This window comes from Aeromicrobium phragmitis, from assembly GCF_003674095.1.
GTDB lineage: Bacteria > Actinomycetota > Actinomycetes > Propionibacteriales > Nocardioidaceae > Aeromicrobium > Aeromicrobium phragmitis.
The window spans coordinates 103156-123702 of record NZ_RDBF01000006.1 but is presented as its reverse complement, the minus strand read 5'-3'; the positions used below and the strand labels follow the sequence as shown (position 1 = coordinate 123702).

Here is a 20547-nt window from a genome sequence, read left to right as displayed (position 1 = left end):
CTCCTGTCAGTCCCGCACGAACGAGCGGTACTGCCGGGCCACGTCCTGCGTGCTGGCGGCCGTGTCGAGGATCATCAACCCGTCCATCCGGCAGTCGCAGGGGTTCTGCTCGCGGGTGTTCTGCGGGTAGGACCCGCCGATCTTGATCCCGCGCGGCAGCGTCGGCGACGTTCCCGTGCCGTCGACCTGCCACGGGTCGCCCTCGTTGACGTAGAACCCGTCGATCGGCTTGCCGTTGCGGTACAACGCCATGTCGCCGGTTGTGAAGTCGAACGTCGCGGCCAGGTGGACCCACTCGTCGCGCGGCAGCAGCTCCTGCCAGTCCTGGGACGCGGCGAACGTCTGCGACGCTCCCTCGTCCAGGCGCCGGCCCAACGCGACGAGCCGCAGCTCACCGTTCACGTTGATGAGCTCGAGCAGTGCCCGCACGCCGTGGCCGTCGCTGTTGCCGGCCAGCACCCCGGCCAACCCGACGGCGTTGTACCGGTCCGCGGGATCGGGCGTGTTGCTGTTCGGCGCCGGGTGGTCGCCCGTCATCTTGAACCAGCCCATGACGGTGATGCCCTCGGCCCCCGCGAGCCGCTCCAGGCCCTTGACGCCGTTCGCGTCCCACAGGCCGGCCTTCCAGTCGTCATTGCCCGGGGTCTCCGGGTTGACCTGGCGGGTCTGCAAGGAGTTGATGCTGCCCGGGTAGGCCCCGTCACGCACGCGCATGTCCTTGCCGCCGTTGACGAGGGACAACAGCAGATTCGCATCGCCCTGGTCCTCCTCCAGGGCGCCGTTCTGCGCGAAGCCCCGGTCGAAGTCGTAGAACGACACGAGGTGGTCGCGCAGCTTCTTATCGACGACCTCGCGTGGCTTGACCCGCTCGGCGTCGACGACCTTCCAGATCGTGCCGTTCGACTTCGCCAGCAGGTACAGGTTGCGGTCGGCGTCCGTGCCGAACCGCAGATCCACCCGCACGTCGTCGACGAAGTCGGTCATCCGCAGCTGGTTGCCGTCGGTGTCGCGCAACTGCAGCTCGGTGATGGGCGCCTCGTGCTTGGCCTCGCGGCGCATCTGCTTGACCTCGGTCGAGAACACCGACCCGTTGACGAGGTCACCGAACACGTAGCGGCCGCGCAGTGCCTTGATCGGACCGCGATACACCTGGCCACCGCTGATGGCGTGGCCGGAGTCCGCGTTGCAGTCCCAGTTCGTCGGAGCGTCGTGGTCGTAGGACGCGACCGGGTAGACGTAGTCCTTCTGCTGCTGCTCCGGAGTCAGCGGGAACAGCACACACTGGCGGTCGTTCTCGTACCGGTAACGGCCCTCGATGTCGCTCCACCCGAAGTTGTCGCCCTTGCGCACCTCGTACACCGCTTCGACGGCGCGCTGGCCGATGTGGCCGAGGAACATCTGGTGCGAGCCCTCCGGGTCCCACGTGAACCGGTGCGGGTCGCGCATGCCGATCGCATAGATCTCGCCCAGGGCGCCCTCGGTTCCGACGAAGGGGTTGGACGCGGGGATTCCGTAGGCCCCGTTCGGCCCGTCCGTGCCCAGGGGGTCGATCCGCAAAATCTTGCCGTCCGGAGTGTCCAGGCGCTGCGGGATGTCGGTGTTCAGTCCGATGCCGCCGTCACCGACGGCGAGGTAGAGCAGCCCGTAGTCCTCGTCGCCGGGCTGCGCGGTGGGGTTGAAGTCGATCTGCTGGATCGCGTGGATCTGCGTCGCGAACCCGAAGCGGAAGACCTCTCGCCGCGTGCCGGCGAAGACCGGCGCCGCCGGATCGTCCGCGGTCCATTCGGTGACGACCGACTGCACCGTGGCGTTCGGCTGGTTCGGGTACGTCGGCTCGTTCGCCGCGATGCCCTCGGCGCCGACGGTGTGCACGGTGTAGAACTTGCCGTTGCTCGCGAACTCGGGGTGGAACGTCACGAAGCCGAAGCCGCTGCCCATCCCCCGGCCGGAGAAGAAGTGCGGGTCCTGTTCGCGTACGTTGAGGTAGACCTGCGCCTGCCCGGTCTCCTTGTCCAGAAGGTACATCGGCCCGTTGAGGTCGGGCACGTACAGCCGTCCCGAGCCGTCCGGCACCTCGCCCACGTAGTTGATCCGGTTGTGCCGCATGATGCGCGGATCGGTCGGCGCCGGGGTCGGATCGGACTCCGGCAGCTGTGCGACCTCCTCGAGCACGAGCGCAAGGTCGGCGGGCGCCGGGCCCTCGGGCACCGGATCGGTGATCGGCGTGTTCGGATCCGGCTGGTCGCTCGCCGCGACCCCCGAGACCTTGACGTCGCGGATGCGCCCGTAGTTGTCGAACGATCCGAACCCGACCCGGCCGCCGGAGAACGTCGTGTCCGTCGCGGTCATGAGCGGTTCGCTCGCACCGTCCATCCGCACCTGGACGGCGCCGGAGGGCGCGTCGTACGTCAGCCGCACGTCGTGCCAGTCGGTGTCGTCGATGGCCGGTGCCGCACCCGTCGTGCCGTTCCACTGGTCGTCGATCCGGCGGCGATCGGCGTCGTCGACGACGAAGATGCCGTTGTGCGCGTAGATCCCGTTGTCCTGCGACAGGTGGGCGTAGTAGAAGCGCGTCGGTGACTGGTAGTTCCAGATCAGCACGACGTCGCGGTCGTTGCGCTCCACCGGTTCGTCGATGCGCACCGAGGCTCGGTAGTCGATCGACGCGAGCGCGGGGCCGTGGTTGACGATGGCGTACTCGAACGGGCGCCGCGGTCCCTCAGGAGGCGTGCCCGCCTCCTTCATCGCCACCTGGCCGTCGGCGAACTCCCACTTCTCGGGCGTCAGCGGATCCCAGTGCTGGGGCGTCGGGCCTGGATGGACCCGCACCTCGCGTGGTCCCTTGTCCCGGTCGGCCGAAGCCGACCCCGGCGCCAGTCCCGCGACGAGGAGCGCGGCCGTCAGGACCGCCCCCCACCTCGCGAGACGTGATCGTGTGATGTGCATGTGCCGTTCCTCTCCCCCGAACGAGAAACGATCGGGTTTATGGGGTGATGCGGGGGGACAAGTGCGGTTCCACCAGTTCGATGTAGCGGCGCGCCATGGTGGCGACGGTCTCGTCACCGGGCGCGGCCCAGACGTCGGCGTTGAAGATCTCCACCTCGACGTCGCCGTCGTAGCCGGTCGCGGCGACGGCGGCGGTCAGCGTGGCGAAGTCGATGTGGCCGTCGCCCACCATCCCGCGCGACAACAGCGCGTCCGGCGGCAGCGGGGTGATCCAGTCGCAGATCTGATAGCTGTGGATGCGGTCGGCGGCGCGAGCGATCTGGTCCAGCACCCCGGGCTCCCACCACACGTGGAACGTGTCGACGACGACGCCGACCACATCCGGGTCGTGCGGCTCGGCGATGTCGAGCGCCTGCTCGAGCGTCGAGACGACGCCGCGGTCGGCCGCGTAGATCGGGTGCATCGGCTCGATCGCCAGCCGCACGCCGCGCGCGGCGGCGTGCGGCGCCAGGTCGGCGATCGCCTCGGCGGCACGCGAGCGGGCGCCCCGGATGTCGCGATCGCCCTCGGGCAGACCTCCGGGAACGAGGACCAGCGCGGCGGCGTCGAGCGCGGCCGTCTCGTCGAGTGCCCGCAGGTTCTCCTCGTGGGCGCGGCGACGCTCATCCGGATCGGCTGAGGTGAAGAAGCCACCGCGGCACACCGACGACACCCGCAGGCCCGCCTCCTGGATCCACCGGGCGCCGACGTCGACTCCGACCTCAGCCAAGGGCTCGCGCCAGACGCCGAGCGCCGGGATGCCGGCGGCGACACAGCCGTCGATCGCCTCCCGGAGCGACCAGTTCGCCGTCGTGCGCTGGTTCAGAGCGAGCCGGGCGAGCCGCGGATCGCCGGGCTCAGGCGTGGGGACGCGAGCCGGCAGCCCCGACGGGACGTCCGCGACACCCGTCGGCGCGTTCACCGCGGTCATCGGGCGAGTCCTGCCGACGCGAGCCACAGCTGCATGCGATGGGCCGCGAGGTCCGGATCGGGCAAGAGACGCGCCTCGTCGGCCAGTTCGAGCACCCGCGCGAGGTGGACGACGCTGCGACCGGTCTGCAGACCGCCCACCATCGTGAACCCCGGCTGGTGGCCGCTGAGCCAGGCCAGAAACGCGATGCCGGTCTTGTAGAACCACGTCGGTCGCGCGAACACGTGCCGGGACAGCTCCAGGGTCGGGTTCATCGCCGCGTCGTACGCGGCGACATCGCCGCGATCGAGGGCGGCGAGTGCCGTTCCGGCGGCCGGGGCGATCGCCGCGAACGCGCCGAGCAGGGCGTCCGAGTGATGCGTGCCGTCACCGCGGATCAGCTCCGGGTAGTGGTAGTCGTCGCCCGTGTAGAGGCGCACCCCTTCGGGCAGCCGGGCGCGCAAGCTGCGCTCGTGCTCGGCGGACAGCAGCGACACCTTGACGCCGTCCACGACGGCGGCGTGATCGCGCACCAGGCCGAGGAACGTCTCGGTCGCGGCGTCCACGTCCGCCGACCCCCAGTACCCCGCGAGCTGGGGGTCGAACATCTCCCCCAGCCAGTGCAGGATCACCGGGCGGCTGACCTGCCCGAGGATCGCGTCGTAAACCTTGCGGTACTCCTCGGCGTGCCGGGCCGTGGCGGCGAGCTGCCGCGACGCCATGACGATGACCTGCGCGCCCGTCGACTCCACGAACTCGACCTGCTCGAGGTACGCGGCGGTGACCTCGTCGAGCGAGCTCAGATCGGTGCGGTGATCGGTGCCGGCGCCCGCAGCGATGCGTGCCCCGGCTGCCTTCGCCTCGGCAGCGCTGCGCCGGATCAGTTCCTGGATCGCCGCCCAGTCCAGCCCCATGTTGCGCTGGGCGGTGTCCATCGCCTCCGCGACCCCGAGGCCGTGAGCGAACAGGTGGCGCCGGAACGCGAGTGTCGAGTCCCAGTCCACGACGGCCGGGGCCCCGGGCACGTTCTCCCCGAGCGGATCGGCCACGACGTGAGCTGCGGCGAACGCGATCCGGGAGGTGGAACCGTCCGGATGCCGCTCCCACTCGAGCGGCTCGGCGAGCGTCCGGGTGCGCCAGGTTCCGTCGGCCGCGGGCAGGTGCACCGTCGTCATGCGGTCTGTCCCGTCGCGCCGGCCCGCACCTCGTCCATCGTCACCCGTCGGCCCTCCCGCGAGGAGGCGTAACCGGCGTCGACGAGTTCGAGACCGCGCACGCCCGCCGCGAAGTCGTAGGCATGCTGACGACCTGCGTGCACGTCGAGAAGGAACTGCTCCCACTGCGCGCGGAACCCGTTGTCGAACGTCGCGTTGTCGGGCACCTCGTCCCACTGGGAGCGGAAGTCCTGATCGGTCGGCAGGTCGGGGTTCCACACCGGCATGGGCGTGCGGACGCGCGGCTGCACCCGGCAGCCGAACAGTCCGGCCACGGCCGAGCCGTGGGTGCCGTCGACCTGGAACTCCACGAGCTCCTTGCGCTCGACCCGCACCGCCCACGACGAGTTGACCTGGGCGATGACGTCGCCCTCGAGCTCGAAGATCGCGTACGCGGCGTCGTCGGCGGTGGCCGTGTACGGCTGACCCTGCTCGTCCCAGCGCTGCGGGATGTGCGTGACCGCCTTCGCCGTCACGGCCTCCACCCGGCCGAACAGATTCTCCAGCACGTAGTTCCAGTGGCAGAACATGTCGAGGACCATGCCGCCGCCGTCCTCAGCGCGGTAGTTCCAGCTCGGCCGCTGTGCCGGCAGGTAGTCGCCCTCGAACACCCAGTAGCCGAACTCCCCGCGCACCGAGAGCAGCCGGCCGAAGAAGCCGGAGTCGAGCAGGCGCCGCAGTTTGCGCAGTCCCGGCAGGTAGAGCTTGTCGTGCACGACGCCGTTGATGATCCCGGCCTCGCGGGCCGCGTCCGCGAGGCACTGACCGTCCGCAACGCTCTCGGCAGTCGGCTTCTCGGTGTAGACGTGCTTGCCCGCCTCCACGGCCTTGAGGATCGCCCCGACGCGCTCGCTGGTGACCTGCGCGTCGAAGTAGATGGTCGCGGAGGGATCGGCGAGTGCGGCGTCCAGATCGGTCGTCCAGTCCGCGACGTCGTGCCGCTTGGCGAGCTCTTGCAACTTCTCGGCGTTGCGGCCCACCAGAATCGGCTCCACCCGGATGCGCGAACCGTCCGGCAGCACGATGCCCCCGTCGTCGCGGATCGCCAGGATCGACCGGACGAGGTGCTGCCGGTAGCCCATGCGCCCGGTGACGCCGTTCATGATGATGCGGTAGGTGGTCTCAGACATGAGTCGCCTTTGCGGAGTCGTTGTGAGGGCGGCCGCCGAGGTACAGCTCCGCCAGCTGGGGATCGGCCAGCAGTTCGTGCGCCGGGCCGGAGATGTGGACGCGGCCGAGATCGAGGACGCAGCCGAGGTCGGCGGTCTCGAGCGCCCGGCGGGCGTTCTGCTCGACCATGAGCACGGCGAGCCCGGCATCGCGCATCCGCACGACCTGCTCGAAGACCGTCGCCGTCGCCTTCGGGTCGAGACCCATCGACGGCTCGTCCAGCAGCACGACCTTCGGGTCGACCATGAGCGACCGGGCGAACTCGACCTGCTTCTGCTGGCCACCGGAGAGCGCACCCGCGAGGGCGTCCCAGCGGTCGCCGACGACCGGGAACAGCGACTTGACGAAGTCCACCCGCTCGGCGATGAACTGCTTGTCGCGCACGGTGTAGGCACCGAGCATCACGTTCTCGCCGACCGTCATCTCACGGAACACGCTGTGCCCCTGCAGGACGTGCGACAGTCCCGCCGCGAGCATGTCCTGCGGGCCGTTGCGGGTCACGTCCTGGCCCAGCACCCGGACGCTGCCGGCGCGCGGGGTCAGCATGCCGCTCGCGACCTTCAGCACCGTGGACTTGCCGGCGCCGTTCGGCCCGACGAGACACACCACGCTGGCCGGCGGCACCTTGACGGTCAGTCCTCGCAGCACGAGCGCCGCCCGGCCGTACCCGGCCTGCACGTCGTCGAGCTCGAGCAGATACTCCTGACGCCCCTGGGGAGCGTCGTGCTGTTCAGATGCCAAGGTAGGCCTCCAGGACTCGGGGGTCGTTCTGCACGAGCGACGGGGGCCCCTCGCAGATGGGGCGCCCGCGGTCGAACACGACCACGTGGTCGGACAGGCTCATGACGAGCTCCATGTTGTGCTCGACGACGATGAAGGTCTTGCCCTCGGCGTTGAGCGAGCGGATCAGATTGGCGATGCGGTCGATCAGCGCGGGGTTCACGCCGCCGGCCGGCTCGTCGAGCATGATCGTGTCGGGGTCGGCCATGAGGACGCCGGCGAGTTCGAGCAGCTTCTGCTGCCCGTAGGAGAGATCGCGCGCCTCCGCATGCTCGAGGTGATCGATGCCCACCCGGGCGAGCAGCTCGCGGGCGCGCTCCTGGTCGCCGGCGTCGCGCGCGGAGCCGATCATCCGCCACACGGACGTCGGACGGACCGCGGCCAGCATGTTCTCCATGACCGTCATGCGCGGGAAGATCCGGCACAGCTGGAAGCTGCGGCCGATCCCCTGCCGAGCGATGCGGTGCGGCGAGGCCGTGGTGATGTCGGTGCCGCGGAAGGTCGTGGTGCCCTCGTCGGCGCGGATCATGCCGGTCACGCAGTTGAAGAACGTGGTCTTACCCGACCCGTTCGGGCCGATGAGAGCGTTGACCTTGCCGTCCTGGAACGACACCGAGGCGCCGTCGAGTGCCGTCACCCCGCCGTACGACTTGCGCAGGCCGTTCGTCTCGAGGCTGCGACCGGTCGAGACCGGCGCGCTGCTCTCGTGCTGAGTCTGAGTCATCGACGTGCTTCCTCTCCTGAGACGGCCATCGCGTCGTCGGGCTCGGCTTCGGCCGCCTCGCCGCGACGCTGCGCGGCCAGTTCGGCCTGCGTCTGCTCACGGATCGACGCCGCCTGCGGACGGAACCGGGCGAACAGCTGCCCGACCGCCGGGATGATGCCGTCGGGCATGAACAGCACGACGAGCGCCAGCAGCAGACCGAGCGCGACGAGGTGGAACTGGGTGTCGCCGTACTGGGCCTTGAAGAACTCGAGCGCGTAGCCAACGATGACCGCGCCGAGCAGCGGCCCGAACAGGCTGCGGATGCCGCCGAGCAGGCTCATCAGGACCATGTAGGAACCGACGAGGATCGAGAACTGGAAGATCGGATCGAGGAACCCGAACCACAGGGCGTAGAGACCGCCGCCCAGCGCCGTGAAGAACGCCGAGACGACGAACACGACGAGCTTGTAGGAGAACGTCGGGACACCGAGCGCCTCGGCCTTGTCCTCGTCCTCGCGGATCGCCTTGAGCCCGATGCCGAACCGCGACCGGTCGATCGCCCACCAGACGAAGAGCGCGACGGCCAACAGCGCCACGTGCAGGTAGAAGAAGCGCTCGTGCTGCTCGGGTCGCAGCACGTCGGGACCGAACGGACGCGGGACCCGCAGGCCGTTCGACCCGCCGGTGAACGAACCCCAACTCTGGAAGACCAGCAGCATGATGAGCACCAGCGCGATGGAGACGATGACGAACGAGGCACCGCGCACTCGCAGGCTCGCGATACCGATCGGCACGGCGAGCACCGCGACGACCGCTGCGCCGAGGAACATCGCGACCCACGGGTTGAGCCCGGCGTCGAGGATCAGCAGGGCGGTGGCGTAACCGCCGAGCCCGGAGTAGGCGGCGTGGCCGAGCGAGATGTACCCGGTGAAACCGCCGACGAAGTTCCACGACGTCGCGAGGACGGCGTAGCTCATGATGACGACGCCGACCGACAGGATGAAGGGGTCGGGTGCCAGGCTGGGGAACGCCAGGGCCAGCGCGAGCAGCGCCAGGAGCCCGGCGATCTTGACACCGCGGTTCACGGTGCGTGACGCGGTCATGTCAGAACCTCTGGGCAAGACGACCTCCGATGAATCCTTGGGGACGCAGCATCAGCGTCGCGAAGAGTGCGACGTAGAAGACGGTCTGCGCCCAGGTGGTGCCGAGTGGCAGTTGCAGCAGCGCCTGACCGATGCCGAGGACCATCGCCGCGATCGCGGCACCGGGGATGGAGCCGAGGCCGCCGACGACGATGATCGCCATGAGCGGGCCGATCCAGTGCCAGTGCAGCGAGGGGTAGATGGTGGAGTCCAGCGCGAGCGCGGTTCCGCCGACGGCCGCCGTGGCGAGGCCGAGACCGAAGCCGTACCCCGCCACCCGGTCGGTGTTGACCCCCACGAGACGCGCGGCCTCCGGGTGCTGGATCGTCGCTCGCAGCGCCTGTCCGAACCGCGTGCGCTTCATGATCAGGTACAGCGCCAGCAGGGACGCGGCGGCGAGCACGAACGCGATGAGCTTCACCACCGCGACGTTCGCCCCGAAGATCTCGAAGCTGGTGCCCGAGTACGGCAGCCGGATGCGGCGCTGGGTGCCGGTGAAGACGAACCCGAGCATCCCCTCGATGATGAGCGCGATCGAGAAGGTCAGCAGCACCGACATCATCGTCAGGGTCGCCGGGCGCAATCGGGAGATCAGCAAGCGCTGCATCAGCACGCCCGCGATGAAGAACAAGGGCACGGTGATGATGAGCGAGAACAGCGGGTCGAGCCCGGTCTGGCTGGTGAAGTACCAGGCGAGGTAGGCGGCGAGGATCAGGAACGCCGAGTGGGCGATCATCACGACGCGCATGACCCCGAAGTACAGCGTGAGTCCGGCGGCCAGGAGGGCGTAGAGCCCGCCCAGCAACACGCCGAGCACGACGCTCTGGAGGATCAGGGAACCACTCATCGGATCACCAGGCCGGCTTCTCGGCGATGAAGTCGGCCTCGGCCGCTTCCTCGGGCAGGACGATCTTGATCTCGCCGTCGACGTACTGCTGGATCAGGTGGGCGCCCTGGGGGCGTCCGGCCTCGTCCCAGGACAGCGGGCCGACGACGGTCTGCACCTCGTTCTCGCGCAGCCAGTCGATGAGCGACTGCTGGCATTCGGGTGAGGCGTCGGCGCATTCGACCGCCTCGACCGCTGCCGCGACGACCTGACCGGTGGTCCAGGCGTTCGCTTCGTCCTCGTTCGGCGGGGTGCCGTGCATCTCGGTGTAGAACTCGACGAACTCGGCATTCGTCTCCCACGACGCCTCGGGCGTGTAGCCCGTCGGCGAGATGATGCCCTCGGTCTGATCGCCGATCGCCTCGGGGAACTCCGGGTTCGTCGGCGCGGTCGAGAACGCCGCCATGCGCGGCTGGTATCCGAGTTGGCGCACGGCGACGATGAGGTTGACCGCGTCCTGGTACTGCGTGCCGCCCACCAGGATGTCGGCGTTCGAGTCCGAGATCTTGTTGGCGATCGAGCTGAAGTCCGTCGTGTTCGGCGGGTAGACCTCGTCGACGACGGTCTCGACGCCCATCTGTTCGAGGCGGTCCTTCAGGCCGTACGCGGTGCCCTGAGCGAAGGGGTCGTCCATCGCGGCGTAGGCCGCGGTCTTCGGACGCTCGTCCTCGGGCATCTGTTCGATGTAGTCCGCGAGATAGTCGTAGTGGTCCTGCGCCACCGCCGGCGCGGCGTAGAAGAGGTTGTCGAACCCCTGGGTGAAGATCTCCTCGGCGGCACCCGCGGGCTCGACGAACAGGAAGCCGTAGTCCTGGGCGACCTGCGCGGCCGGGACCACGAGGCGGGTCGAGAACGGCCCGAAGACGAGGTCGACGCCGTCCTGGTTGATGAGCTTCTCGTAGTCGGAGGCGACGCGATCGGCGTTGGACTGGTCGTCGAGGATCTTGAGCTCGACGTCGCGTCCGAGCAGGCCGCCGTTCTCGTTCACGTACGCGGCCCACGCCTCGTACCCGCGCTGCACGCCCTTGCCGGGCTCGGAGAAGTCACCGGTCAGCGGCAGTGAGATGCCGATCTGGATCGGTCCGTCCTCGTCGGACTCCCCTCCGCCCGCGTTGCCGCTGCTCAGACAGCCGGCGAGCGTCAGCGCGGCCACGCCGGCGACGACCGCCGACGCCCCTCGCCTCCAGGCTCCGCCGACGCGGAGGTCGCGCCCTTCTCGCCGCTCGTGACCCATCATGTCTACTCCTCGCGCATCGTCGCTGCTGTGCTCGAAAGCGCTTTCGTAAGCGCTTGCGCTAAAGTAGTCCCGGACCCCGGGAGTGTGTCAAGGGTCACAGTGGAATCGAACGGGATGAGGTGAGCCGATGCGAGCTCAGCGCGCGTTGCGCCTGCAGGACGTCGCCGAGCGCGCCGGCGTGTCACTCGCCACGGCCTCGCGGGCCCTCTCCGGACGCGACGGCGTCAGCAGCGGCCTCGCCGAACGCGTCCGCGAGGTCGCCCGTGAGATGGGCTACGTCGCGAACCCGCACGCCCGCTCCCTCGCCGGTGGTTCCACCCCGTCGGTCGGCCTCGTCGTCCACGAGATCAGCGACCCCTACTTCGCCGAGATCGCCACCGGCGTCATGCGCATCGGCGACCGGGAGGGGCTCACGGTGCAGGTCTGCCACACCGGCCGCGATCCGGACCGCGAAGTCGCGCAGATCCGGGCGCTTGCGGCCAACCGCGTCGGTCGCATCATCATCGCCGGCTCCGGTTTCGTCGACGCCGCATTCCAGCGGGAGACCCGCCGTGCGCTCGACGACTACCGCGCGACCGGAGGACGGGTGGCCGTCATCGGTCGCCACCACCTGAGCGCGGACGCCGTGCTGCCCGACAACCGCGATGGCGCACGCTCGGTCGTCGACCACCTGCTGACCTTGGGCCACCGGCGACTGGCGATCGTCGCCGGTTCGCGGCTGCTCACCACCGTGGCCGATCGCCTTGCCGGTGCCATGGAGACCCTCACCGAGCACGGGCTGGACCCGTCCTCGGTTCCGGTCATCGAGGCCGAGTTCACCCGCCGCGGCGGCAAGGAGGCCGCCCGACGCGTCCTCGACGAGCATCCGGACGTGACGGCGATCCTCGCGCTCAACGACGACATGGCGATCGGCGTTCTCTCCTCCCTGCGGGCCGCCGGCGTCGACGTTCCCGGGGACGTCTCCGTCGCGGGCTTCGACGACATCGGCGTCGCGCAGGATCTCGCACCGTCGCTGACGACGGTGCGTCTTCCGATGACCACCCTCGGTGAGATCGCGCTGTCGCTCACCCTGCAGGAGCCGGCCGCCCGTGCCCGGCGCCGCACCACCGGCCACGAACTCGTGGTCCGCGATTCGACGGGAGCCCCGCGTTCATGACCCACCGCCGACCGGCCGTCCTGCTCGCGCCCGACAAGTTCAAAGGGTCCCTCGACGCCGAGGGCGTCGCGGCGGCGCTGGAACGCGGGCTGCGTGAGGTCCGTCCCGGGGTCGACGTGGTCCGCCAGCCGATCGCCGACGGCGGGGACGGCACCGTCGACGCGCTCGTCGCCGCCGGATACGAGCGGCGCACGGTCAGCGCCACCGGGCCGACTGGCGAGGCCGTCACGGCGTCGTGGGCGCACCGCGACGGCACCGCCGTGGTCGAACTCGCTGACGCTTGCGGACTCAACCGCCTCAGCGGGCCGCTCGCCCCGCTCGACGCGTCCAGCCGAGGCCTCGGCGACGTCGTGCGCGACGCGCTGGACGCGAAAGCCGACCGGATCGTCATGGGGCTCGGCGGCAGCGCGAGCACCGACGGCGGGGCCGGCCTCCTCGTCGCGCTCGGCGCCGTCCTGCGGGACGCCGATGGGCATCCGCTCGAACCGAGCGGCAGGCACCTCGCCGACGTCGCCGCGGCCGACCTCACGGGCCTGCACCCGCGCTGCCGTGAGGTGGAGTTCGTGGTGGCGAGCGACGTCGACAACCCGCTCGTCGGCCCACGCGGAGCCGCGGCCGTGTTCGCACCGCAGAAGGGAGCTTCCCCCAGCGACGTGGCGTTCCTCGAGCGCGGACTCCGGCACTGGGCGGACGTCCTCGCCGTCACCGCCGGCAACGACGCCCGCGACGTGCCCGGGGCCGGTGCCGCCGGCGGCGTCGGTTTCGCCGCGCTCACGGTGCTCGGCGCCGTCGCTCGTTCGGGCATCGACCTCGTCCTGGAGATCGTCGATCTGGATCAGCATCTCGAACACGTCGACCTCGTGGTCACGGGCGAGGGCTCGCTCGACGAGCAGACGCTGGGCGGCAAGGCCCCCGCCGGGGTGGCAGCCGCCGCCCGCCGGTTCGGCGTCCCCACCGTCGCGGTGTGCGGGCGCTGCGAGGTCGACGAGACGCAGTGGGTCGCGGCCGGTTTCCACGACGTGCTGGCGCTCAGTTCGCTCGAGCCCGACCCGGCCCGCAGTATGCGCGACGCGGCCGCGCTGCTCGAACGCCTCGGCCAGCGGCTCGCCGCCCGCCTGTCCTGACACCCGCGCATTGTCAGTGGGCCGCGCGACAGTGAAGTCATGGACGCTCTGACCTTGCTGCTCGTCGCCGTTCTCGCCCTGCTGGCCGGCTTCGCGCTCGGCCACGTCGCCGGGGCACGCCGTCGTCCGGCCGCCACCGCGCAGGAGTTCGACGCGGCTCATCGCGCCGTCGAACCGGTCGCGGCCAGCTTGGACCGCTTCGACGCGCGCCTTCGTGACCTGGAGTCGCAGCGGGTGGCCTGGCAGGCGCAGCTGCGAGAGCAGGTGGAGTCCGTCCGGCTCACCAGCGACCAACTCCGGCGCGAGACGGCTTCACTTGCGTCGGCCCTGCGCCGACCGCAGGTCCGCGGTCGCTGGGGAGAGTTGCACCTCAAGCGCACGGCCGAACTCGCCGGCATGCTCGAGCACTGCGACTTCGACCTCCAGGTCTCCACCCGCCACGACGACACCGTCCTGCGTCCGGACATGGTCGTACGGCTCGCCGGCGGCAAGTCCGTGGTCGTCGACGCCAAGGTGCCCCTCGACGCGTACCTCGACGTCGCCCAGGCCGAGGACGACGACGAGGCTGCCGCGCACCTGCGGCGGCACACCCGGCAACTGCGCACCCATGTCGATCAGCTCGCCGCCAAGACCTATTGGCGGCAGTTCGACTCCGCACCGGAGTTCGTCGTGCTCTTCGTGCCCGGCGAGTCGTTCCTGTCCGCGGCATTGGAGACCGATCCGGCATTGCTGGAGTACGCGGCCGCCAAGCAGGTCGTACTGGCCACGCCCACCACGCTCATCGCCCTGCTGCGTACCGTCGCCTTCGCCTGGACCCAGGAGAAGCTCGCCGAGAACGCGCGCGAGATCCACCGAGCGGCGCGGGAGTTGTACGAGCGCATCGGTACCGTCTCGGGGCACGTCGACCGGCTCGGCGCTGCGCTGGAGCGGGCGGTAGGCGCCTACAACGACACCGTCGCGTCCGTCGAGTCCCGCGTCCTCGTCAGCGCTCGACGGCTCCAGGACCTGCAGGTCAGCGACCAGCCACTCGAGATGCCGCGGCTGGTCGACACGACACCCCGGGCGATGACGGCTCCCGAGCTCACGGATCGACTAACGTCATGATCATGTCCTCGGCGCTGTGGCGCGCACCACGCAACCTGGCGAGTCACGATCTGACCGCCCGGCAGGCCGTCGTGCTGGCCGTGGCCGCCATGCTCGTCGTCACGGCGCTCGATCTGGCCGACGGGCGGCTCGGCCTCGCCTTCAGCGTGGGCTTCGTCCTCGTCGTCGCCACGGTGCCCGTCGCGGTGCGGTCCGATGCCTTCTTCACCGCCGGCGTGTTCCCGCCGCTGTTGTTCGTCGCGGTCATGCTCGCGGTGTCGGCGTTCTTCGATTCGGCCCTGGTGATCGAGGGCCTGCCGGCCTCCGCCGGTGTCCTCGGTCGGACCCTCTCGGGAACGATCGAGTTCGGGGTCCCGCTGCTGATCGGCCACGCGCTCGCCCTCGGCGCGATCGTCGTGCGCGTGTTGAGGGAGCCGGCCTCGTCCCCACGGCGCTGACCGACGCAACACCCCGTCCCGTGACGGGGAGACCCGCGGTTACTGGCCGGCGGACTTGAGGTCGCGGCGAAGCTCCGGCGGCAGCGCGAACATCAGCGACTCCTCGGCGGTGCGGATGGCGCGGGCGTCGCCGATACCGCGCTCGGCGAGGTAGGCGAGGACGTCCTGCACGAGGTCGTCGGGAACCGAGGCGCCGGACGTGACGCCGACGACCGAGACGCCTTCGAGCCACGCGTCGTCGATCTCGCTGACGTCGTCGATCCGGTACGAGGCGCTGGCCCCGGCTTCGAGCGCGACCTCCACGAGGCGGACCGAGTTGGAGGAATTGGCCGATCCCACGACGATCACGAGGTCGGCGTCCTTGGCGATCTCCTTGACCGCGACCTGACGGTTCTGGGTGGCGTAGCAGATGTCGTCGCTCGGCGGGTCCTCCAGCTGCGGGAACTTCTCGCGCAGGCGGCGCACCGTCTCCATCGTCTCGTCGACGCTCAGCGTGGTCTGCGACAGCCAGGACAGGCGCGTGCCCTCGGGGAACTCGAGGGCGTCGACGTCGTCGGGGTGCTCGACGAGGGTGATGTGCTCGGGAGCCTCACCGGCGGTCCCCTCGACCTCCTCGTGGCCGGCGTGCCCGATCAGCAGGATGCGGTAGTCCTCCTTGGCGAAGCGCTTCGCCTCGTGGTGGACCTTGGTGACCAGCGGGCAGGTGGCGTCGATGGTCTTGAGCTGCCGCTCGGCGGCCTGGGCGTGCACCGCGGGCGAGACACCGTGCGCCGAGAACACGACGGTGGAGCCCTCGGGGACCTCGTCGAGCTCCTCGACGAAGATGGCGCCACGGGCCGCGAGGTTCTGCACGACGTGCTTGTTGTGCACGATCTGCTTGCGGACGTACACCGGAGCGCCGTACAGGTCGAGCGCCTTCTCGACGGTGATCACCGCGCGGTCGACGCCCGCGCAGTAGCCGCGTGGATCGGCCAGCAGCACCGAGCCGCCGACCGTGGGCATGCCGAGTTCGACCGAGGACGTCATGGTGGCCATCGTAACGAATCGGGAAACCCCCGTCGGGGTCCGATGCGAGAGGGCGGCGGCGCGGAGAAGCGCGCTCCACACGGCGTCCTGCTCTCTGCGGGAACGGGGGACCCTGCGCCTAGGGTGGACGCATGCCTCTCGAGACGAGCCCGGACTCTCCCGCGCCCCTGCGGCAGATCTCCGGACTGATCGGCGGCTACGTCGCCCGGCTCGGAGCCGTGTGGGTCGAAGCCGAGATCGCCCAGCTGAATCGGCGTCGCGGCGTGTGTTTTCTGACCCTGCGCGACCTCGAGGCCTCACTGAGCATCTCCGCCACGTGCCACGCATCGGTGCTCGATGCCTCGCCCTCCCCGGTCACCGAGGGCGCGCGGGTCGTCGTGCACGCCAAACCGGACTTCTACCAGCCCAGCGGACGCCTGTCTCTCGCCATCCGCGAGATCCGCCCGGCGGGCGAAGGCGAACTCCTCGCCCAGCTCGAGCGTCGTAAGCAGCTGCTCGCCGCAGAGGGCCTCTTCGATCCTCGGCTCAAACGCCCCTTGCCCGCACTCCCCCGCGGCATCGGGCTCATCACCGGCAAGGACTCCGCGGCCGAGCGCGATGTCATCGAGAACGTCCGGCTGCGCTGGCCCGGCGCCGCCCTGCACGTGCGCCACGCGCTCATGCAGGGCGGCCAGTGCGCCGGGCAGGTCATCACCGAGCTGCGCCTCCTCGACGATGACGACGAGGTCGACGTCATCGTCATCGCGCGCGGCGGCGGGAGTATCGAGGACCTTCTCCCGTTCTCCGACGAGGCGCTCATCCGGGCGGTCCACGCCGCCACCACCCCCGTGGTCAGCGCGATCGGACACGAGCCCGACACGCCGATCCTCGACCTCGTCGCCGACCTTCGCGCCTCCACGCCCACCGACGCGGCCAAACGCATCGTTCCCGACGTCCGCGAGGAGATCGCCGCCGTGGGACAGATGCGCTCTCGGGTGCGCCACGCCCTGCGTACGGCACTCGATCGCGAGCAACACGGACTCGATGCGCTGCGCAGCCGTCCCGTCCTCGCCACCCCCACCACCGTCGTGGAGATGCAGCAGGACCTCGTCGATCACCACCGTGATCGGGCGCGGCGAGCGCTCACCGCGCGGCTCGACCGTGCCCATGACGAGATCGGACACCACCTCGCGCGCGTCCGCGCGCTCTCGCCGCTCAACACCCTGCAACGCGGTTATGCGGTCGTCCTCGGCCCCGGCGGGCATCCTGTCGTCCGCACCGAGCAGGTCCGCAGCGGCGACGACCTTCAGATTCACCTGACCGACGGGCTACTCACCGCCCGCGTCGAGCACATCGAGGAGCACCACCATGACGACTGACGCGCTACCGGGCACGGGTCCGGAACTGAGCTACGAGCAGGCGCGCGACGAGTTGATCTCGATCGTGCAACGGCTCGAAACCGGCGGAACCTCGCTCGAGGAATCGCTGGCCTTGTGGGAGCGGGGCGAGGAGCTGGCCACGATCTGCCAGACCTGGCTCGACGGCGCCCGTCAGCGACTCGCGGCGGCCTCGGGCGACAGCGTGGAGAACGGCACGAGCGACGCCAGGTAGTCCTCGGTGACCTCCGGTGAGGCGGTCGAGCGCACCACGGTCGTGATGTCGCCGTCGGTCAGCGCGTACACGAGCTCGTCGCGCGTCTCGCCGGCGTGCCACTCGCGTCCTTGCACCGTGATCCGATCCGTGCCGTCCTCGACGGCGCGCCCGAAGGCCTCCCCGTCGCCGTCGCGCAACTGCCGGATGCCGATGAACTGATCGTCGTCGGTCACGACCCCCATCTCCCACGTACCCGCGTCGATACGTGCGGAATTGGAGATCCACCCGTCGGGAAGCCGCTCGGGCACGAAGGGGTCGAAGCCGGCCGCGGACTCGACCGCCGACGCCGCCTCCCGGTAATCGACCGCCGACACCGGGTGATCCGGCTCGACCGTGAAGAAGACCCGACCGAGAAAGAAGACGGCGAGCACTCCGGCCGCGAGCACCAGGACCGTACGCAGAACGTCGCTCATCTTGGCGTTCGCGCCGCCGTAGTTGCTCATACCGCCACGATAGGGGGCCGCCCCAGAGCCTCGGCGGCCAGCTCCGGACACCGCTAGGATGCCGGATGTGGAGAGCCTGAAGCCTGCAGCCGACGCCCCTGACCGTAACCTCGCGCTCGACCTGGTCCGTGTGACCGAGGCCGGCGCCCTGGCCGCCGGCCGATGGGTGGGCCGCGGCGACAAGAACGGCGCCGACGGTGTCGCCGTCAACGCCATGCGCTCCCTGATCAGCACCGTCGCGATGGACGGCATCGTCGTGATCGGCGAAGGCGAGAAGGACGCTGCCCCGATGCTGTACAACGGCGAGCGCGTCGGCGACGGCAGCGGCCCCGAGTGCGACGTCGCCGTCGACCCGATCGACGGCACCACGCTCACCGCCAAGAGCCTGCCGAACGCCATCTCGGTCATGGCGGTCGCTCCCCGCGGCGCGATGTACGACCCGTCGGCCGTCTTCTACATGGAGAAGCTCGTCGCCGGTCCCGAGGCGGCCGACCAGGTCGACATCCGTCTGCCGGTGGCCGAGAACATCTCGATCGTCGCGAAAGCCAAGGGCGTCTCGAACGCCGACGTCACGGTCTGCGTGCTCGACCGACCCCGGCATGAGCACCTCGTCGAGGAGATCCGGGCCACCGGCGCTCGCATCAAGTTCATCCTCGACGGCGACGTGGCGGGGGCGATCACCGCCGCCCGCCCCGGCACGGGCGTCGATCTGCTCGTGGGCACCGGCGGAACGCCCGAGGGCATCATCACCGCGTGCGCGATGAAGGCGATCGGCGGCGTCATCCAGGGCCGCCTCGCGCCCAAGGACGACGAAGAGCGCCAGCAGGCGCTCGACGCCGGGCACGATCTCGACCGCATCCTGCTCACCGACGACCTGGTGAGCGCCGACGACTGTTTCTTCGTAGCCACCGGCATCACCGACGGTGAACTCATGCGGGGTGTCCGATACGGCAGTGGCCTGGCGTTCACCGAGTCGATCGTCATGCGTTCGCGGTCGGGCACGATCCGCAAGATCTACAGCGAGCACCGACTGCACAAGCTGCGGGCGTACTCCGCCGTCGACTACGACGGGTGAGATGACCGCGCAGCTGCGCCGGCGCCCCGACGGCGCGCTGGAGCTGCGGGTCAACGGCGTGTTCGTGATGGACGACGCCGAGACGGAGTCAGAACGGCTCCTCGCCCGCGTCGTGCTCGGCCTCGGTGCCCGTGAGGTGCTGGTCGGCGGGCTCGGTCTCGGCTTCACCCTGCGCGAACTGCTCGACGGGGGCGCCGAACGGGTCGTCGTGGCGGAGATCGAACCCGCCCTGGTCACGTGGCTGTCCGACGGCACGGTTCCCGGCGGCCCCGCGCTGCTGGCCGACGAGCGGTCGCACGTCGTCATCGGCGATGTGCGCGAGATCGTCGCCGCGCAGCCACCTGGCTCGCTGGATGCGATCGTGCTGGACGTCGACAACGGGCCGGACTTTCTCGTCTACGAGCAGAACGCCGGCGTCTACGAGGAGGACTTCGTGGCGACGTGCGCCGCGCGGCTGCGCCCCGAGGGACACCTGTGCGTGTGGTCGATGGCCGACTCTCCCGGTGTCCGCAACGTCCTGGCGGCGAGCTTCCACGAGGTGGAGGCCTACGAGGTGCCGGTCAGGCTGCAGGAGCGCCGGGAGTCGTACTGGGTGCTTCGAGGCTCGCGGCCACGCTGACCAGCGTCTCGCGGCAGGCGACGATGGCCGGGCTCTGGGCGATCGACGGACGCGTCGCGGTGAACACCTGCCGCCGCGGGTTGCCCTCGAGATCGTGCAGCTTCACGTCGGCGCGGCGGCCGAGCCACAGCAGGTCCGGGATGAGGGCGACCGCCAGCCCAGACTCCACGAGATCGATCTGGGCTTGCAGGTCCGGTGTCTCGTAGCGCACGTCGGGTTCGAATCCGGACTGACGGCAGGCCTGCTCCGCCCAGTGCCGGGAGGCGACGTCGTCGGGCTCCATGGTCCACGGTGCGGTGGCGGCATCGGCGATCGAGCGGATCTGCGACAGCGGGCCGCGGAGCGGCGTCGCCAACCGGATGCGATCGGCGATGAGTCCGACGCGATCCAGCTCGGCGTGCCAGGGGGCGGCATGGCCCGGATACTGCTCGGCGACCACGAGGTCGAAGTCGCCGATCGACGTGGCGCCGAGCGCCGTCTCGGGTTCGCGTTGGTGCATCTCGACCCGGATGAGCGGGTGGCTGGTCCGCAGCGAGAGCAGCGTCCGGGGCATCAGGGCGAGCGCGGCAGACTGGAAGATGCCGATCCGCACCGTGCCGATCGCGGCGTCGAGCGACTCCTCCAGCTCCGTCTCCGCCTGCTCGAGCCGGGCGAGGATCGCCGCCGTATGACCGACGAGGATCTCCGCCTGCGGAGTCAGTTGGAGGCGTCGGCCGGCTTTGCGCAGCAGGGGCACGCCGACGTCGCGCTCCAGCTGGCTCAGCTGCTGGGACACCGACGACGGGCTCTGGTGGAGCGCCGCCGCAACCCGGGCGATCGTGCCGCGGTGGTGGAGTTCGCGCAGGAGGCTGAGGCGACGCACTTCGAGCATGGGAAACCTTCAAGAACACCGAACGATAAG

General features: G+C 70.1%; 20 protein-coding genes. 8 read left to right on the top strand and 12 right to left on the bottom strand.

Annotation, left to right across the window (positions count from 1 at the left end; translation table 11 throughout):
* Positions 1–6: 6 nt before the first annotated feature.
* From D9V41_RS09870 to D9V41_RS09830, 9 genes are read right to left on the bottom strand one after another with little or no spacing between them, the layout of a single operon-like run.
* Positions 7–2946: a PQQ-dependent sugar dehydrogenase gene (locus D9V41_RS09870; RefSeq protein WP_243697223.1), complete on the bottom strand. Its 2940-nt coding sequence runs from the start codon at positions 2944–2946 to the stop codon at positions 7–9.
* 37 nt (positions 2947–2983) lie between these two features.
* Positions 2984–3916, bottom strand: a complete 933-nt coding sequence (locus D9V41_RS09865) for a sugar phosphate isomerase/epimerase family protein (protein WP_121794396.1) — start codon at positions 3914–3916, stop codon at positions 2984–2986.
* A complete protein-coding gene (locus D9V41_RS09860) occupies positions 3913–5070 on the bottom strand; it encodes a dihydrodipicolinate synthase family protein (RefSeq protein WP_121794395.1) in 1158 nt (385 codons plus the stop codon). The genes D9V41_RS09865 and D9V41_RS09860 overlap by 4 nt, the downstream gene beginning before the upstream one ends.
* A complete protein-coding gene (locus D9V41_RS09855; protein WP_208006813.1) occupies positions 5067–6239 on the bottom strand; it encodes a Gfo/Idh/MocA family protein in 1173 nt (390 codons plus the stop codon). The genes D9V41_RS09860 and D9V41_RS09855 overlap by 4 nt, the downstream gene beginning before the upstream one ends.
* Positions 6232–7020 (bottom strand): ABC transporter ATP-binding protein, encoded by a 789-nt coding sequence (locus D9V41_RS09850; RefSeq protein ID WP_121794394.1) that lies wholly within the window; start codon positions 7018–7020, stop codon positions 6232–6234. The genes D9V41_RS09855 and D9V41_RS09850 overlap by 8 nt, the downstream gene beginning before the upstream one ends.
* On the bottom strand, positions 7010–7783 hold the full coding sequence (locus tag D9V41_RS09845) for an ABC transporter ATP-binding protein (RefSeq protein WP_121794393.1): 774 nt from the start codon (positions 7781–7783) through the stop codon (positions 7010–7012). Before D9V41_RS09845 ends, D9V41_RS09850 begins: the two co-directional genes overlap by 11 nt.
* A complete protein-coding gene (locus tag D9V41_RS09840) occupies positions 7780–8868 on the bottom strand; it encodes a branched-chain amino acid ABC transporter permease (protein ID WP_121794392.1) in 1089 nt (362 codons plus the stop codon). The genes D9V41_RS09845 and D9V41_RS09840 overlap by 4 nt, the downstream gene beginning before the upstream one ends.
* A 1-nt stretch (position 8869) precedes the next feature.
* The gene (locus D9V41_RS09835) at positions 8870–9754 is read right to left on the bottom strand and encodes a branched-chain amino acid ABC transporter permease (RefSeq protein WP_121794391.1); all 885 of its coding nucleotides are present in this window, start codon (positions 9752–9754) and stop codon (positions 8870–8872) included.
* A 4-nt stretch (positions 9755–9758) separates the two neighbouring features.
* Positions 9759–11030 (bottom strand): amino acid ABC transporter substrate-binding protein, encoded by a 1272-nt coding sequence (locus D9V41_RS09830; protein ID WP_243697222.1) that lies wholly within the window; start codon positions 11028–11030, stop codon positions 9759–9761.
* Positions 11031–11157: 127 nt separating this feature from the next.
* Here D9V41_RS09830 and D9V41_RS09825 point away from each other — a divergent pair, with 127 nt between their 5' ends.
* The 4 genes from D9V41_RS09825 to D9V41_RS09810 are packed head-to-tail and all read left to right on the top strand — an operon-like array spanning position 11158 to position 14851.
* Positions 11158–12186: a LacI family DNA-binding transcriptional regulator gene (locus D9V41_RS09825; protein ID WP_121794390.1), complete on the top strand. Its 1029-nt coding sequence runs from the start codon at positions 11158–11160 to the stop codon at positions 12184–12186.
* Entirely contained in the window at positions 12183–13310 is a 1128-nt protein-coding gene (locus D9V41_RS09820) for a glycerate kinase (protein ID WP_121794389.1), read from the top strand. The genes D9V41_RS09825 and D9V41_RS09820 overlap by 4 nt, the downstream gene beginning before the upstream one ends.
* A 39-nt stretch (positions 13311–13349) precedes the next feature.
* Positions 13350–14414, top strand: coding sequence for a DNA recombination protein RmuC (locus D9V41_RS09815; protein ID WP_121794388.1), 1065 nt, complete (start codon positions 13350–13352; stop codon positions 14412–14414).
* A gap of 2 nt (positions 14415–14416) precedes the next feature.
* Positions 14417–14851 carry a DUF6542 domain-containing protein gene (locus tag D9V41_RS09810; RefSeq protein WP_166375986.1) on the top strand — a complete coding sequence of 145 codons (435 nt, stop codon included), beginning with the start codon at positions 14417–14419 and terminating at the stop codon, positions 14849–14851.
* A 39-nt stretch (positions 14852–14890) separates the two neighbouring features.
* Here the strand turns inward: D9V41_RS09810 and D9V41_RS09805 are convergent, their stop codons facing one another.
* Entirely contained in the window at positions 14891–15877 is a 987-nt protein-coding gene (locus D9V41_RS09805; protein ID WP_121794386.1) for a 4-hydroxy-3-methylbut-2-enyl diphosphate reductase, read from the bottom strand.
* 131 nt (positions 15878–16008) lie between these two features.
* On the opposite strand from D9V41_RS09805, the gene xseA reads away from it, so the two are divergent.
* Positions 16009–17235, top strand: coding sequence for an exodeoxyribonuclease VII large subunit (gene xseA / locus D9V41_RS09800; protein ID WP_121794385.1), 1227 nt, complete (start codon positions 16009–16011; stop codon positions 17233–17235).
* Positions 17225–17467, top strand: coding sequence for an exodeoxyribonuclease VII small subunit (locus D9V41_RS09795; protein WP_121794384.1), 243 nt, complete (start codon positions 17225–17227; stop codon positions 17465–17467). Before xseA ends, D9V41_RS09795 begins: the two co-directional genes overlap by 11 nt.
* On the opposite strand, the gene D9V41_RS09790 is transcribed toward D9V41_RS09795, so the two are convergent.
* A complete protein-coding gene (locus D9V41_RS09790; RefSeq protein ID WP_121794383.1) occupies positions 17407–17952 on the bottom strand; it encodes a DUF4245 family protein in 546 nt (181 codons plus the stop codon). The genes D9V41_RS09795 and D9V41_RS09790 overlap by 61 nt on opposite strands.
* Positions 17953–18019: 67 nt before the next feature.
* On the opposite strand from D9V41_RS09790, the gene glpX reads away from it, so the two are divergent.
* Together glpX and D9V41_RS09780 are read left to right on the top strand one after the other, a co-directional pair.
* A complete protein-coding gene (gene glpX / locus D9V41_RS09785; protein WP_424922798.1) occupies positions 18020–19027 on the top strand; it encodes a class II fructose-bisphosphatase in 1008 nt (335 codons plus the stop codon).
* 1 nt (position 19028) lies between these two features.
* A complete protein-coding gene (locus D9V41_RS09780; protein ID WP_121794381.1) occupies positions 19029–19646 on the top strand; it encodes a spermidine synthase in 618 nt (205 codons plus the stop codon).
* Here D9V41_RS09780 and D9V41_RS09775 read toward each other — a convergent pair.
* Complete coding sequence (locus D9V41_RS09775) at positions 19588–20517, bottom strand: LysR substrate-binding domain-containing protein (RefSeq protein ID WP_121794380.1); 930 nt, start codon at positions 20515–20517, stop codon at positions 19588–19590. The genes D9V41_RS09780 and D9V41_RS09775 overlap by 59 nt on opposite strands.
* Positions 20518–20547: the final 30 nt, after the last annotated feature.